Raw genomic sequence first — 14,103 nt, forward strand, 5'->3', positions numbered from 1 at the left:
ATGGCCGCAGCTGAACAACATTACATCCTGCCGCGCGCAGAATTCGACAAGCCGGTGAAGATCCTGATCGTCGTCGCCCCTTATTACAAGGACATTGCGGACAATTTGGTCGCAGGCGCCAAGGCTGAAATTGAGGCGGCAGGCGGCACTTGGGATCTGGTCGAAGTGCCCGGTGCGTTGGAAGTTCCCACCGCAATTGCCATCGCAGAACGCATGTCAAGCTTTGACGGTTATGTGGCATTGGGCTGTGTTATTCGTGGAGAAACAACGCATTACGAGACTGTGTGCAACGACAGCTCGCGTGCGATCCAGATGATGGGCTTAAACGGCCTGTGCATCGGCAATGGCATTCTGACCGTTGAAAACCGTCCGCAAGCCGAAGTGCGCGCGGATACGGCTGAGCAAAATAAAGGCGGCGGGGCGGCTGCTGCGGCCTTGCATTTGGTCGCGCTTTCGCGCAAATGGGGCGCTTCGAATAAGGGCGTTGGGTTTAAGACCCTGTCCGACTCGATCAAACTTGCAGGCGACCCAAAGGATACCCCAACGGCATGACGCTCTCTGGTAATCAAAAACGTCAGATGAAATCTGCGGCCCGTTTTTTCGCGGTGCAGGCGCTGTTTCAGATGGAAGTCTCGGATCAGACTGTGGACCGCGTGCGGGTGGAGTTTGAAGATGTGCGCTTTGGCGAAGAGTTCGACGATTACACAATGGCCGAAGGCGATGTGAAACTTTTCCGTGAACTCATTGAAAATGCAGTGAATAATCAGGCGGAAATCGACCAGCTGACCGACCGCGCCCTGGTGGCCAAATGGCCACTCGCACGCATTGATCCAACCTTGCGTGCCGCCTTTCGCGCAGCAGGCGCCGAGCTGACCCACGGCAAAACGCCGCCCAAAGTGGTGATCAGCGAATTTGTCGATGTGGTCAAAGCGTTTTTCCCTGAAAGCGACGAAGCCAAGTTCACAAATGCTGTGCTTGATCACATGGCGCGTGAGGCAAAACCCGAAGCATTCTAAGGGCTTATGGTGTGACCGGCTGGGTTCTTCCCTGCGACGGCGTGCCCCTTTTGGAAATTCCTGTTTGTGTTAAACTGTCCTTGGAAACGCTGACGTTAAGGGGGCAAATATGCCGAAACTCGTGCAACTTTACATCAAGCAAGTGCTGTTGGGCTTTGGTCTGTCGGGGCTCTTTGTTGGCGGGCTTCTTTACACCAATGTCGGCAATCTTTGGCACCTTGTGACCAGCTCTGATATTGGCCTGATCGCTGTGATCATGCTGTTTATGGCCAATGGGATCATCTTTGCAGGCGTGCAATTTGCCATTGTGATCATGCGCATGGGACATGAGGATGACACGCCAAAAGGTGGGAAACGTCAGCCGATTGCGACCGACATTCCGGTCCGGGTTGCGGCCTCAGCGCCATCCCAAAATCTGTCCCAAAACCCGCAAAACGCCCCACAAACCCGGCTTTGAAAACTTTAAACTCTTTAAAGATTTCAAACCCAAAACTGTAAACAGTTTAAAGGTGTCAAACCCGAAACTTTAAAGTTTTGGCGGGCCGAACAAGCGAAACTGTAAACTCTTTAAAGGTCCGGTCGGGGCCGATTTTCCTGTGGCGTGATGGTGGGGGCGGTGGTTGGCGGAACCGCACGCAGACGTCGGGGTCTAGATTCCTGAGGACCTGTATGTACAGGTGGGCGCCAGGTAACGTAGCCAGGGCTATGACAGAGCCAGCTCCCTCAGAATTGCTTAAGGCCGCTGGAATATGACCCGGGATGACGAAAAGGGCAGAAACCGCCAACACCCTAGATAGGGCGCGGGTGGGGATGTTGCAAGGGGTGGCAGGAGGCGCGCGCGCTATTGACAATTTGTTCATGAATTGTTCACATGTGACATGCGCCACTCAACCCCACCTTCGGTCCACACCCAACCCGGCCAACTTTTGGCGCGCGGCGTTTGTCGCCATATGGTGTCCCACGGATTTGTCACGGTTGAAGAGCTGGTGCCAACGCGTGGCCTTCGCGTGGACGTGATGGCTTTGGGGCCAAAAGGCGAGATTTGGGTGATCGAATGCAAATCCAGCCGCGAAGATTTCACCTCTGACAAGAAATGGCAGGGCTATCTGGAATGGTGCGACCGCTATTTCTGGGCTGTGGATGGCGATTTTCCGACGGATTTGTTGCCCGAGACCTTTGAAAACCGTGGCACCGGGCTGATCATCGCAGACGCTTATGACGCAGAGATCATGCGCATGGCACCCGAGCACAAACTGGCCCCCGCGCGGCGCAAAGTCATGGTGCAGAAATTTGCCACCCACGCCGCGCGCCGCCTTCAGGCGTACCGCGATCCGGGGGTGGCGGCGCTTATCAAGAGCCAAATATAAAGGATCAGACGATGATGATTAAATATTACTATCCGGACGGGGATTGGTGCTTTCGCGCGCTGCACACCGCCCATGCGGTGTTTCATGACCCCGAGGGGAAATTAATTGCACGGGCGCAAAAGCCTGATGGAACAGGGCTTTACGAGTTTGAAATCACCGGGTTTGAACTGATCGGCCCCGGTGAGATCCATCGGTGAAATGCATAGGTGTGAGCCATAGGTGACGCCCGTGCGCGCACGCGCGTCACGTCGGATTACTTGCTGCCAGCGTCTGACATGGCGCGGGCTTGCTGGGCCGCGGCGCGCAGCTCTTCGGCGATTTCCTCAGCTTCTTCCGGATCGAAATCCATCGGCACTTCGACCCCGTCGCCTTCGATGAACAACCGGACCATCCCATTGGTGGTTGGGCCGATTTGCAGGTTGGCTTGGATGTCACTTTCGTCGTTGATGCCCATGATTTGGCCTCCTTATTCTTTGACGTCATGAGTTACGGATCTTTTGTGAATTTTTCAAGCTTCCCCTCTTGCAAACCCCAGCCTGTGACGCTAAATCAGCGCCAGTGCCGCCTTAGCTCAGTTGGTTAGAGCACTGGTTTGTGGAACCAGGGGTCCCCCGTTCGAGCCGGGGAGGCGGTACCATTCTCCCCACATTGGGGACGGTTGAGAAAGACGCCCTTGGGCGTCTTTTTTCGTTTTGATGCTTGGTCTTGGCTGAAAAACTGATGGTGTCGCAATCGAAGGACGGTGAGGATTGCGAATGACCAACCGGCTCATGCCCGGCTGCACCACCGATGCCACAATCGGGGGCCGGCGCGAAAGATGCAAGTGTTTGGTGGGGGCGGTCGATTATCTGCCGGGGGTGATCGCGATGTCCTGATACACGGTTTCCCCATCAAGCCCCATGATCAGAATGCGGTCATCATTGGTCACAATCGCCAGCCAGCCCGCCCCACGGGTCACGGCGGTGGCGGTCACGCCTTCTGGCAATGTGATGTTTTCCGGCAAGGGCAGGGCGCTTTCTTGCTGGAAGCGCATGACAATCACCGTGATCAGCACTATGAGACCAATGATTGTGGTCGCCGTCAGGGTGGTCACGAGGATTTTCAGAAAGCGGACGGTGCCATCAATGGCGCCTGTGTCCGGTGTTTCGTCCTGAGGAGTATTGTCCATGGCCGCCCCTTTGCGCCTGATCGAGGTCATCATTGCGGAAGATCCGCCCAAGCGCTTTGATAAGGCGATTGCGCGCGATGTGCCAGAAGAAGCTGCGCTGTCCCGCTCGCGTTTGGCCAAGCTGATCGCGGATGGTGCCGTGCGGCGCGGGGATGAGGTGATCACCGATCCGCGCGCCAAGGTTGATGCGGGCGACGTCTTGGTGATTTCGGTGCCAGAAGCGGAGGAAAGCCATATTGGGCCGGAGGATATCCCGCTTGAGGTGGTCTATGAGGACGACGATCTGATTGTGGTCAATAAGCCCGCGGGCATGGTGGTGCATCCCGCCCCCGGCACACCGTCGGGCACCTTGGTCAACGCGCTGTTGCATCATTTTGGTGGGGAATTGTCAGGGGTTGGCGGGTCCAAACGCCCCGGCATTGTGCACCGCATCGACAAGGAAACCTCGGGCCTGTTGGTGGTGGCGAAATCGGATGCGGCCCATCACGGATTGGCGGCGCAATTCGCCAAACACACGGCGGAACGCCATTATATTGCGGTGGTCCACGGCGCGCCGGATCAGGCAGATCCGCGTTTGGGCGGGGTGAAGGGGGCCAGTTTTGAGACCGGGAATATCCTGAAAATCACCACGCAACTTGCGCGTCACAAGACCGACCGGCAACGCCAGGCGGTGCTGTTTTCCGGCGGGCGCCACGCCGTGACCCGCGCGCGGATTGTGGAAACCTTTGGCAGCCCCGCGCAGGCCACCTTGGTGGAATGCTGGCTGGAAACCGGCCGCACCCACCAGATTCGCGTGCATATGGCCCATGCGGGTCACGGGCTGATTGGCGATCCGACCTATGGCGGGCGGCGCAAGTTGAATGCCAAAGCCATTGGGGACGGCGCGGTTGAGGCGGCGCGGGCTTTCCCACGTCAGGCGCTTCATGCGGCGACCCTTGGATTTGTGCATCCCATTTCGGGCGAAAAACTTAGCTTTGAAGCGCCGCTGCCCCGCGATATGGTAGAGTTGATTGAGGCTCTTAAAAACGGCTAAGCAACGGTTGCACGGTGGATGACCACATGAATTGGGCGGTGATCTGGTCTGTCAGTTTTTTCCTTCTTGACCTGGTTGTGGTGGTGCGCGCGCTGACGCGGGATCATCGCACGCCAGCGTCACGTTTGGCGTGGGTGACGGTGATTTTCACCCTGCCGGGGCTTGGCATTGTCGCCTATTTTCTGTTTGGCGATCCCAGTGCAAATGCGCGTATGGATCGTCGTCTGACGGCGTTGCGCAAAGAGCTTCCGCGCGTGCCTCTTGGTGGCACCCCTGATCCTGAACTGCCCCCGCTTTATACCCAGTCCTTTGCCCGAGCGGCGTCGTTAAATGGCTTTGTTCCGGTCGCGGGCAACCGGGCCGAGCTGACCGCGGATAGCAATGAGGCGATTGACTGGTTGGTGGCCGATATTGAGGCTGCAAAAGGCCACGCGCATCTCTTGTTTTACATCTGGTTGCCAGATCACAATGGTACCCGCGTGGCTGAGGCGATGATCGCCGCCGCCACCCGTGGGGTGAACGCGCGCGTGATTGTCGATGGGTTGGGGTCGCGCACGTTGCTGTCGCACCCCCTGTGGCGCAAAATGCAAGAAGCGGGCGTGGAATGCGTTGTGGCCTTCGATATCTCGTACCCGCTATTTGCTGCGCTTTATCAACGGCTTGACATCCGCAATCACCGCAAGATTGTGGTGATTGATCATAACACGACCTATGTCGGCAGCCAAAACTGCGCGGATCCAGAATTTCTGATCAAGGCAAAATACGCCCCTTGGGTCGACACGATGTTGCGCATCGAAGGGCCGGTCGCGTGGCAGGCGCAGCGCCTGTTTGTCGGCGATTGGATGGCGCATGGCGGCCCTGATATTTCCGAGATGTTGGACCGAGAGGCGCCGGTGCCTGAGGCGCCCGGCAAGGACAGTTTTACCGCCGTAATGGCGGGCACGGGGGCGGTGCAAACCTATGAGGGTGTTCCGGATATGATCCAGATGCTGCTCGCATCCGCCCAGCATGAGGTGGTGATCACCACACCTTATTACGTGCCATCTGACGCGCTGCACGGGCAGATTTGTTCCGCGGCCAAACGGGGGGTGCGGGTGCGGGTGAACCTTCCGGCGCGCAACGACAGTTGGATTGTGGGTATGGCGGCGCAAAGCTATTTCAGCAGTTTTCTTAAAGCTGGCGTTGAGTTGTACCAATTCCACGGTGGGCTTTTGCATGCCAAGCTTTTGACGGTGGACGGGCAGGTGGGGCTGGTGGGGTCGGCCAATCTGGATCGGCGCAGTTTTGATCTGAATTTTGAGAACTCCATGATGCTGCAGGGGGCGGATGTGGTGGGTGAGATCCGCGCGCAACAAGAGCGGTTTTTGCAAAGCTCCGAGCAGGTCATGCGAGACGATGTGGTCGCCTGGACGCGTTTGCGGCGGTTGGTGATCAATGGCATGGGCACTTTGGCGCCGCTGTTATAAGCGCCGGGTTTTTCAAAAACTGAAACGCTTTGCACGAGTGCGTGAGCCCCCTTCACAAAGCGGCGTTTGAGGTTTCATATAGCGGTAACAAAAATTGGATATGTCCCTCTTGAAAACTTTTCAAAAGGACCTATTTCGATGTTAAGCCTCGATACATCGAGCGAGCTGACAGGAAGAGTTTGGCCAGGAGGGCCATGAAGAAAATGAGCAATTACAAAAACCTACCGGCACCCACCCCCGAAGGCGGTTTAAACCGTTACCTTCAGGAGATCCGCAAGTTTCCCATGTTGGAACCGGAAGAAGAATATATGCTCGCCAAACGGTGGGTGGACCATCAAGACAGCAAATCCGCGCATAAAATGGTCACAAGCCACCTGCGATTGGCGGCCAAGATTGCCATGGGCTATCGCGGCTATGGATTGCCGCAGGCCGAGGTGATTTCCGAGGCCAATGTCGGTCTGATGCAGGCGGTCAAGAAATTTGACCCGGAAAAGGGGTTTCGCCTCGCGACCTATGCGATGTGGTGGATCCGCGCGAGCATTCAGGAATATGTGCTGCGTTCGTGGTCGATGGTGAAACTGGGCACTACCTCCGCGCAGAAAAAGCTGTTTTTCAATCTGCGCAAAGCCAAGGCCCGTATCGGCGCGTTGGAAGAGGGTGATTTGCGCCCCGAAAACGTGGCCAAAATCGCCAATGATCTGAATGTGTCCGAGCAAGAAGTGATTTCCATGAACCGCCGCATGTCGGGCGGGGATGCGTCGTTGAATGCGACCATTTCGGCCGATGGCGAAGGGGCGATGGAATGGCAGGAATGGCTTGAGGATGAAGATGCGGATCAGGCCGGGGATTACGCCGAAGCCAACGAACTTTCGGTGCGTCGCGATCTGCTGACGCAATCGATGGAAGTGCTGAATGACCGTGAAAAGGACATTCTGACCCAGCGTCGGTTGAAAGATAAGCCGGTCACGCTGGAGGATCTGTCGGGGATCTATGATGTTAGCCGCGAACGGATCCGTCAGATCGAAGTGCGCGCTTTTGAAAAGCTGCAAACCCGGATGCAGGAACTGGCCGCGGAAAAGGGTCTGTTGGAAGAGGCGTAAGGCGCCCCATCAGACGCTTGCGCGTAAGTGTGATAAAACTTGGAAAAGCCGCATGAGCAAAGGTCTCATGCGGCTTTTTCTTTTGTGTAAATGGGGGTTACGGGTCCAGACGCGCGCGCAGGACCCGCAGCATATTGCCGCCAGAGACTTTGCGGATTTGCGTCTCAGAAATCCCGGCGTCCATCATCGCTTGGGTCAGGACCGCAAGTTCCGAGGTATCAAAGCTGGTGGTCACGGTGCCGTCGTAATCGGACCCAAGGGACACCGCGTCTTCGCCCACCGCGGCAATCGCGGCCTTGATCGCTTTGGCGACCCCCGCGGGGCTGTCATCACAGGTCACGTCGGCCCAATACCCCATGCCAATCACCCCCCCGGTGGCGGCGATCTTTTGCATCAACGGGTCGGGGAAATTGCGTTTGGTGCCGCAATGACTGTGCAGCCCGGTGTGGCTGACAATGATCGGCATATCGGTGATATCCAGCACGTCCCAGGCCACTTGTTGGCTGGAATGGGCCAGGTCCAGAACCATACCACGTTTGGCCACTTCGCCAACCACGTCGCGGCCAAAATCGGTCAGGCCTTTGTTGCCGATCCCATGCAGGGATCCGCCCAGTTCATTGTCAAAGAAATGCTGTAAGCCAATGATGCGGTAGCCAACCGCCTCAAGCCGATCGAGGTTTTTGATGTCGCCCTCAAGCGGGTGGGCGCCTTCGATGCCCAACAGGGCGGCGACCGTGTCATCGCCGTTGGAGCGGGCGTCCAGAACGGCGTCCAGCTCGCTTATCGTGGTCACAACCTGCAAATCATGCGGCGCTTGGGCGGCGTATTCATGCAGGCGTTCTGCCTGATAATGGGCGCGTTCAAAGATCGAGGTCCAGGTGCGCAGCGGCCAAAGCTGGCCAAAGGCCAGAAGCGTGATGTTGTCGCGCGCGTCCGCTGCGTTTTCTTCATAATTCAACCCCGCCGGGCTTTTGGTCACGGCGGTAAAGACCTGGATGGCGACGTTGCCCTCTTGCAAACGTGGCACGTCCACATGGCCGTAATCATGGCGTTTCAGCAGGCTGCGGTTCCACAAAAGGCTGTCGGCGTGCCAATCACCAATGATCAGATCCCGGTGCAGCGCCTCTGCCGCGTCACTGATCACATAGGGGGCATGCGGTTTCACCGGGTTTTCACCGGCATCCACAATCCGGGGGGCAAAGCTCCAAAATCCAATCAGTCCCAGCGCGCAAAGCCCCAAAAGGCCGAAAAGCCCGCGTTTGATCCATTTCATTATGTTTCTCCCTGTCTGGGGCAATGAAACGTCAGCTTGTGGCGTTTGCCAAGTCTGACGCGGGGGAAATGGTCAGAAAAACGGCCTTGATCCCGCGGGCAGGGCGCTTAGGTTTGTCAGAAAGGAGAATGCTATGGCCGGTGGATGGGCGCGCGATGGCGCGGTGTCTGAGCAGATCGAGGCGTCGATCTCGGATGAACTTGCGCGGATGAAAGGCAAATCGACCCCCGTGGGCGAGAGCTTTACCCATTGCGCGGAATGTGAAGAGGAAATCCCCGAAGCGCGGCGCGTGGCCTTGCCGGGGGTGAAGCTGTGCATCGACTGCGTGCGCGAACGCGACGGCGCGTTTCAGGCGCGGGCCGGGATCAACCGGCGTGGGTCAAAGGACAGTCAGTTGAAGTGAGGGGGCTGTTTATAGAGTGAAAAGGAGGGGCGCTGCCCCTCGCGCTTTGCGCTCACCCCGAGGTATTTGAGGCAAGAAAAACAGATGGCGCGCGCGGATCATCGGTCGGGCGTGACCAGTTTTTTGGCACTTATCCTGTTACGTCTGCTTATGGCCACCACGTCCACCATTTGGTGAGCATTGTTTTCAGCTTTGCGCCATCGCCTATTTTGGGACAGAAATCAGCATGAACAAGACTGCCCCAAACGATAGGATGCGCAAAGGAACTTGAAACGCCCCGTCACGGGGGACAGGGCGTTTCTGAGCGTATGATCACCCCATCGCTTCCAGTTCATCAATGAAGCCTTCGATCATTGACAGGCCTTTGTCCCAGAATTTCGGGTCAGACGCGTCCAGGCCAAATGGGGCCAACAGCTCTTTGTGGTGCTTCGATCCGCCCGCTTTCAGCATGTCGAAATACTTGGCTTGGAAATCCGCGTCGCCTTCCTCGTAGACCGCGTAGAGCGCGTTCACCAAGCCGTCGCCAAACGCATAGGCATAGACGTAAAACGGTGAATGCACGAAGTGGGGGATATAGGCCCAGAAGGTTTCATAGCCGTCCATATAGTCAAAGACCGGCCCCAGGCTTTCGGCCTGAACCGACATCCAGATGGCGTTGATGTCATCGGGGGTCAACTCGCCTTCGGCGCGGGCCGCGTGCAGTTTGCATTCAAAATCGTAGAACGCGATCTGGCGCACAACCGTGTTGATCATGTCTTCCACTTTGCCCGCCAGAAGGATCTTTTTCTCGGCAGGGGATTTCGCCTCGCTCAGCAGCTTGCGGAAGGTGAGCATTTCGCCAAACACAGACGCGGTTTCGGCCAGCGTGAGCGGCGTGCTCGCGAGGTGTTCGCCCTGTTCGGCGGCCAGAACCTGATGCACACCGTGGCCAAGTTCATGGGCCAAGGTCATGACATCGCGGGGTTTTCCCAGATAGTTCAGCATCACGTAAGGGTGTGCGTCGGTCACGGTGGGGTGGGCAAAGGCGCCGGGGGCTTTGCCGGGGGTCACGCCCGCGTCAATCCAGCCATCGGTGAAAAACGGCTTGGCGATCTCGGCCATTTTGGGGTCAAAATCGGCGTAGGCGTCCATCACGGTTTTTTCCGCATCCTCCCAGCTGACCAGCGTTTCATCTTCCATCGGCAGGGGCGCGTTGCGGTCCCAAACCTGCATCGTTTCCAGCCCCAGCCACTTGGCCTTAAGCGCGTAATACCGGTGGCTTAGGCGCGGGTAGGCGGCAACCACGGCGTTGCGAAGCGCCTCAACCACTTCGGGTTCCACATGGTTGGCAAGGTGCCGCCCGGTTTGCGGGGTCGGCATTTTGCGCCATGTGTCTTCGATGTCTTTTTCCTTGGCGAGCGTGTTGTGCACGCGGGAGAAGATTTTGATGTTTTCGCCCAGCACGCGGGCGATTTCGCGCGAGGCGGCTTCGCGGGTGGCGCGGTCTTGTTCGGTGAGCAGGCTGGCGGTGGCCTCAAGGTTGCGGGTTTCGCCGTTCACGGTGAACATCAGCCCGGCAACGGTTTCATCAAAGAGCGTGTTCCAAGCGCCAGCCCCCACCGAGGATTTGTCGTGCAAGAACTGCTCTAACTCATCCGACAGCTGGTGTGGGCGCATGGCGCGCATGCGTTCAAAGATGGGCGCATAACGGGCGAGGTCTGCGTTTTCTGAAAACCAGCCAGCCAGAAGGTCATCGTCTAACCGGTTCACTTCCAACGAGAAAAACACCAAGGGGGCGGTGGAAACCGTGATGCTTTCCTGACAGTTTTGGAAGAACTGCGCGCGGTCCGGGTTGGTGGTTTCTTGGTAATACCGCAGGCCCGCAAAGGACATGATGCGCCCGACGATCATGGTGATCTTTTCGTCTTCCAAGATACACGCAAGCATCCCGGCGGCATCGAGATCCGCCAATTTGCCCTGATAGGTCGCCGCAAATTCCGCGCTTGCGGTTTCTACCCATGCCAGATCGCGGGTCAGCTCAGAGGCGTCTGGGCTTGCGTAAAGATCGCTTAAGTCCCAAACGGGAAGATCGCCAAACGGGCTGGCGCCAGCGCCGGCATTTGCATCGCGAACGGGAAAGGAAAGGGGCTGTTGAAGGGGATGGAACATGGGCTCTCCGAGACTTCTATTTGAATTTTTATGCCCTGATTTGATCTAGGCATTTGCCCAAGACATAGGCGCGGCGACGCGCGGATGCAATCTGACCCTGTCATTCCTGACGCGTTTGCGGCGCGGACGGCGGGGGCGCTGGCGCAATCGTGCCGATTTTCCCCCCTTAATCGCGGCGAGTTGCTTTGACCCGCGCGCGCGCGCACCCTATATGAGGGGGCACACAAGGCTTGGGGGCACCCGTGATCCGATTCATTCTGGGTATTTTTGGTTCGATTTTTACATTCCTCACGTTGGGGGTGTTTGTCGGCGCGTTGATTATTGGGGCCGTATTCTGGATGTATTCCAGGGACTTGCCCAGCCACGAGCAATTGGCGAACTATACGCCTGCGACCATCAGCCGGGTCTATTCCGGCGAAGGTGACCTGATGGACGAATTTGCGCGCGAACGGCGTCTTTACACGCCCGCAGATGAAATTCCGGCCTTGGTCAAACATGCTTTCATCTCTGCCGAGGATAAAAATTTCTATCAGCACCAAGGTTTTGACATGCGCGGCATTGTGGCGGCGGCGATCGAGGCGGCGCGCGGTGGGCGTCTGCGCGGTGCGTCGACGATTTCGCAACAGGTGGTGAAGAACTTTTTGCTGTCCTCCGAGCGGTCTGCTGAACGGAAGATCAAGGAATTGATCCTGTCGGTGCGATTGGAAAGTTCGCTGAACAAAGACCAGATCCTTGCGCTGTATTTGAACGAGATTTTTCTGGGGCAGAACTCGTACGGGGTGACCGCCGCGGCGCAGACCTATTTCAACAAAACGCTGGACCAATTGGCCCCGCATGAGGCCGCGACTTTGGCCGCAATGCCGCAGGCGCCGGGCAAATATCACCCGGTGCGCGCCAAGGAGCGCGTGTTGAAGCGGCGCAATTATGTGCTGCGCGAAATGTATCAAAACGGCTATATCGACAAGGCGAGTTATGAGGTTGAGGTCGAACAGCCGCTGCGGTCGGTGCAGAACGGAGATTTTGAGGGCTTTCGCCGCAAACTCCCGCCGCGCGACTATTTCTCGGATGAAATTCGTCGTCAGCTGAGCCGCGATTTTGGCGCGGAAGAGTTCTTTACCGGCGGCATGTCCGTGCGCGCCACGGTGGATCCGGATTTACAGCTTGAGGCGGCGAAATCCTTGCGCAAAGGGCTTGAGGATTATGACCGTCGTCAGGGTGTGTGGCGCCCATCGGGGGTGACCATTCCGGCGGATCAGTTGGGCGATGAAGCCAGCTGGCGCGCGGCCCTTGCCGACACCAAATTCCCCCGTGATATCGAAGGCTGGCATGCGGCAGTGGTGCTTGAGATTGGTAGCAAAGATGCCCGTATTGGCATTGAGGGCGTCGATGAGGACGAGGACGGTCATTGGATCCCCGCCAAAGACGTCACATGGGCGCGCCGCCGTGATCCGGAAAGCGGCAAGCTGGGCCGCAAAGCCCGCGTGGCCGATGACCTTTTGAATGTTGGCGACGTGGTGCATGTGCGCCGCATGGTCAAAGACGATGACGGCAGCTTTATCCGTTGGACCTTGCGCCAGGTGCCAGAAGTGCAGGGCGGCTTTATGGCGATGGACGTAAACACCGGTCGCGTGATCGCGATGCAGGGTGGGTTCAGCTATCAGGCGTCGGTGTTTAACCGCGCCACGCAAGCGACCCGTCAGCCGGGGTCAAGCTTTAAACCATTTGTCTATGCGTCCGCCTTGGACAGTGGGTTTTCGCCTGCGACCATCGTGATTGACGCGCCGATTGAGGTGAAATCTGGCGGCAAAATCTGGCGGCCACAGAATGCGTCGAAACAGTTTTACGGCCCCACGCCACTGCGCACCGGGATTGAACGCTCGCGAAACCTGATGACCGTGCGTCTGGCGCAGGAAATCGGTATGGAGACGGTCAAGGCCTATGCCGAACGCTTTGGCGTTTACGACAATATGAACCCGTTCCTTGCGAACTCATTGGGGTCGGAAGAGACCACTTTGTTCAAAATGGTCGCGGCTTATGCGATGTTTGCCAATGGCGGCGAGCGGGTGGAACCGACGCTGGTGGACCGGGTGCAGGATCGGTGGGGCAAGACGGTGTACCGTCATGACCGCCGCGATTGTGTGGATTGCGAGAACCCCAATATTGCGCCGGGCGAGGCGCCACGCATTCTGTCAGACCGCGAGCGGGTGATGGATGCGATCACCGCCTATCAGCTGACCTCGATGATGACCGGTGTGGTGCAACGCGGCACCGCGTCCAGAACGGTGAACCTTCCGGTGCCCACCGCGGGCAAGACCGGCACCACCAATGACGGGCGTGATGCTTGGTTTATTGGCTTTACCTCAAACATCGTGGCGGGGTGCTATATTGGCTATGACCGCCCGCGTTCTATGCCCGGTGCGTCGGGGGGCGGCATGTGTGGTCCGGTGTTCAACCGGTTCATGAAAGAGGCGATCAAGGACTATGGCGGCGGGCCCTTTAAGGTGCCGCCGGGCGGGCACTTTATCAAGATTGACCGCTTTACCGGCGCGCGCCTGCCGGAGGATGCCTCTGGCGATCATGTGGTGGCAGAATATTTCCGTGACGGGGAAGAGCCATTGTTTGGGGTGATGTTTGATGGCGGCTTTGCGATGGGGTCAAACCTGCCGCTGTTTGCGCCGGGCGGGGATCAAGCCTCTGAGGTGACCACCTCCACCGGGAAACGGGTGATTGTGCCGGGCAAAGCTGACTTTGGGTCGCTTTCCTCGGGTGGCCAATACTAAAGTGTTTCGGCTTTAACCCGAAACGGGGGACCGTCGAAGCGCAGTAAGATATTTCGATGAAGCAGGCATTTTGCGACAAACCCGTGTGACTGGTTTATCTCGAAACGCTTTAGACACAACAATAATGTCGGCGTGTATCGCGGCGAGAAATCTCAATCTTGCCGTGATTTACGCGTTTTGCTCCATTTTGCCCATTGTCATAACCCCCCCTCTCCCCATATGTTCAAAACAGGTGATTGACGCAGAATTTGCGCCCACCTGAGAGTTTCGCTGTTTTGCTAAGACGTGTGGCGCATGACGACATGTGCCGGTTGCACGGGGCAACACAGGCTGAGAGCGCCACTAGAGC

At 57.6% G+C, this 14,103-nt stretch carries 14 protein-coding genes and 1 tRNA gene; 11 read left to right on the top strand and 4 right to left on the bottom strand.

Annotation, left to right across the window (positions count from 1 at the left end):
- The 5 genes from KKW20_RS07555 (at position 1) to KKW20_RS07575 (ending at position 2,580) form a co-directional block, all read left to right on the top strand.
- On the top strand, positions 1–552 hold the full coding sequence (locus tag KKW20_RS07555; protein ID WP_214567255.1) for a 6,7-dimethyl-8-ribityllumazine synthase: 552 nt from the start codon (positions 1–3) through the stop codon (positions 550–552).
- Entirely contained in the window at positions 549–1,016 is a 468-nt protein-coding gene (gene nusB / locus KKW20_RS07560; protein WP_214567256.1) for a transcription antitermination factor NusB, read from the top strand. Before KKW20_RS07555 ends, nusB begins: the two co-directional genes overlap by 4 nt.
- A 109-nt stretch (positions 1,017–1,125) precedes the next feature.
- Positions 1,126–1,473 (top strand): hypothetical protein, encoded by a 348-nt coding sequence (locus KKW20_RS07565; protein WP_214567257.1) that lies wholly within the window; start codon positions 1,126–1,128, stop codon positions 1,471–1,473.
- A 421-nt stretch (positions 1,474–1,894) separates the two neighbouring features.
- Positions 1,895–2,383, top strand: coding sequence for an MmcB family DNA repair protein (locus KKW20_RS07570; protein WP_214567258.1), 489 nt, complete (start codon positions 1,895–1,897; stop codon positions 2,381–2,383).
- A gap of 11 nt (positions 2,384–2,394) precedes the next feature.
- Positions 2,395–2,580, top strand: a complete 186-nt coding sequence (locus KKW20_RS07575) for a hypothetical protein (protein ID WP_214567259.1) — start codon at positions 2,395–2,397, stop codon at positions 2,578–2,580.
- A 56-nt stretch (positions 2,581–2,636) separates the two neighbouring features.
- Here KKW20_RS07575 and KKW20_RS07580 read toward each other — a convergent pair whose 3' ends face one another.
- Positions 2,637–2,837, bottom strand: coding sequence for a DUF6324 family protein (locus tag KKW20_RS07580; RefSeq protein ID WP_214567260.1), 201 nt, complete (start codon positions 2,835–2,837; stop codon positions 2,637–2,639).
- Between the two features lie 106 nt (positions 2,838–2,943).
- On the opposite strand from KKW20_RS07580, the gene KKW20_RS07585 reads away from it, so the two are divergent.
- Positions 2,944–3,020 (top strand) — tRNA-His (locus KKW20_RS07585).
- Positions 3,021–3,227: 207 nt separating this feature from the next.
- Here the strand turns inward: KKW20_RS07585 and KKW20_RS07590 are convergent.
- The gene (locus KKW20_RS07590; protein WP_214567261.1) at positions 3,228–3,551 is read right to left on the bottom strand and encodes a DUF6476 family protein; all 324 of its coding nucleotides are present in this window, start codon (positions 3,549–3,551) and stop codon (positions 3,228–3,230) included.
- On the opposite strand from KKW20_RS07590, the gene KKW20_RS07595 reads away from it, so the two are divergent.
- The 3 genes from KKW20_RS07595 (at position 3,550) to rpoH (ending at position 7,150) form a co-directional block, all read left to right on the top strand.
- Positions 3,550–4,584 (top strand): RluA family pseudouridine synthase, encoded by a 1,035-nt coding sequence (locus KKW20_RS07595; RefSeq protein ID WP_214567262.1) that lies wholly within the window; start codon positions 3,550–3,552, stop codon positions 4,582–4,584. The two genes, KKW20_RS07590 and KKW20_RS07595, sit on opposite strands and share 2 nt — an antisense overlap.
- Positions 4,585–4,610: 26 nt before the next feature.
- Entirely contained in the window at positions 4,611–6,050 is a 1,440-nt protein-coding gene (locus KKW20_RS07600) for a phospholipase D-like domain-containing protein (protein WP_214567263.1), read from the top strand.
- A gap of 203 nt (positions 6,051–6,253) precedes the next feature.
- Positions 6,254–7,150 carry an RNA polymerase sigma factor RpoH gene (gene rpoH / locus KKW20_RS07605; protein ID WP_214567337.1) on the top strand — a complete coding sequence of 299 codons (897 nt, stop codon included), beginning with the start codon at positions 6,254–6,256 and terminating at the stop codon, positions 7,148–7,150.
- Between the two features lie 97 nt (positions 7,151–7,247).
- Here the strand turns inward: rpoH and KKW20_RS07610 are convergent, their stop codons facing one another.
- Positions 7,248–8,423 (bottom strand): dipeptidase, encoded by a 1,176-nt coding sequence (locus tag KKW20_RS07610; RefSeq protein ID WP_214567264.1) that lies wholly within the window; start codon positions 8,421–8,423, stop codon positions 7,248–7,250.
- 133 nt (positions 8,424–8,556) lie between these two features.
- Here KKW20_RS07610 and KKW20_RS07615 point away from each other — a divergent pair, with 133 nt between their 5' ends.
- Positions 8,557–8,826, top strand: coding sequence for a DksA/TraR family C4-type zinc finger protein (locus tag KKW20_RS07615; protein ID WP_214567265.1), 270 nt, complete (start codon positions 8,557–8,559; stop codon positions 8,824–8,826).
- Between the two features lie 312 nt (positions 8,827–9,138).
- Here the strand turns inward: KKW20_RS07615 and KKW20_RS07620 are convergent, their stop codons facing one another.
- Positions 9,139–10,974 (bottom strand): M3 family oligoendopeptidase, encoded by a 1,836-nt coding sequence (locus KKW20_RS07620; RefSeq protein WP_214567266.1) that lies wholly within the window; start codon positions 10,972–10,974, stop codon positions 9,139–9,141.
- 242 nt (positions 10,975–11,216) lie between these two features.
- On the opposite strand from KKW20_RS07620, the gene KKW20_RS07625 reads away from it, so the two are divergent.
- Positions 11,217–13,754 (top strand): penicillin-binding protein 1A, encoded by a 2,538-nt coding sequence (locus tag KKW20_RS07625; protein WP_214567267.1) that lies wholly within the window; start codon positions 11,217–11,219, stop codon positions 13,752–13,754.
- Positions 13,755–14,103 lie beyond the last annotated feature (349 nt).

The organism is Aliiroseovarius lamellibrachiae, assembly GCF_018599245.1.
Taxonomy (GTDB): domain Bacteria; phylum Pseudomonadota; class Alphaproteobacteria; order Rhodobacterales; family Rhodobacteraceae; genus Aliiroseovarius; species Aliiroseovarius lamellibrachiae.

Bases quoted from the DNA above. Each gene is read 5' to 3' on its own strand.
- KKW20_RS07555 (WP_214567255.1), top strand. From the start codon at position 1: ATGGCCGCAGCTGAACAACATTACATCCTGCCGCGCGCAGAATTCGAC.
- nusB (WP_214567256.1), top strand. From the start codon at position 549: ATGACGCTCTCTGGTAATCAAAAACGTCAGATGAAATCTGCGGCCCGT.
- KKW20_RS07565 (WP_214567257.1), top strand. From the start codon at position 1,126: ATGCCGAAACTCGTGCAACTTTACATCAAGCAAGTGCTGTTGGGCTTT.
- KKW20_RS07570 (WP_214567258.1), top strand. From the start codon at position 1,895: ATGCGCCACTCAACCCCACCTTCGGTCCACACCCAACCCGGCCAACTT.
- KKW20_RS07575 (WP_214567259.1), top strand. From the start codon at position 2,395: ATGATGATTAAATATTACTATCCGGACGGGGATTGGTGCTTTCGCGCG.
- KKW20_RS07580 (WP_214567260.1), bottom strand. From the start codon at position 2,837: ATGGGCATCAACGACGAAAGTGACATCCAAGCCAACCTGCAAATCGGC.
- KKW20_RS07595 (WP_214567262.1), top strand. From the start codon at position 3,550: ATGGCCGCCCCTTTGCGCCTGATCGAGGTCATCATTGCGGAAGATCCG.
- KKW20_RS07590 (WP_214567261.1), bottom strand. From the start codon at position 3,551: ATGGACAATACTCCTCAGGACGAAACACCGGACACAGGCGCCATTGAT.
- KKW20_RS07600 (WP_214567263.1), top strand. From the start codon at position 4,611: ATGAATTGGGCGGTGATCTGGTCTGTCAGTTTTTTCCTTCTTGACCTG.
- rpoH (WP_214567337.1), top strand. From the start codon at position 6,254: ATGAGCAATTACAAAAACCTACCGGCACCCACCCCCGAAGGCGGTTTA.
- KKW20_RS07610 (WP_214567264.1), bottom strand. From the start codon at position 8,423: ATGAAATGGATCAAACGCGGGCTTTTCGGCCTTTTGGGGCTTTGCGCG.
- KKW20_RS07615 (WP_214567265.1), top strand. From the start codon at position 8,557: ATGGCCGGTGGATGGGCGCGCGATGGCGCGGTGTCTGAGCAGATCGAG.
- KKW20_RS07620 (WP_214567266.1), bottom strand. From the start codon at position 10,974: ATGTTCCATCCCCTTCAACAGCCCCTTTCCTTTCCCGTTCGCGATGCA.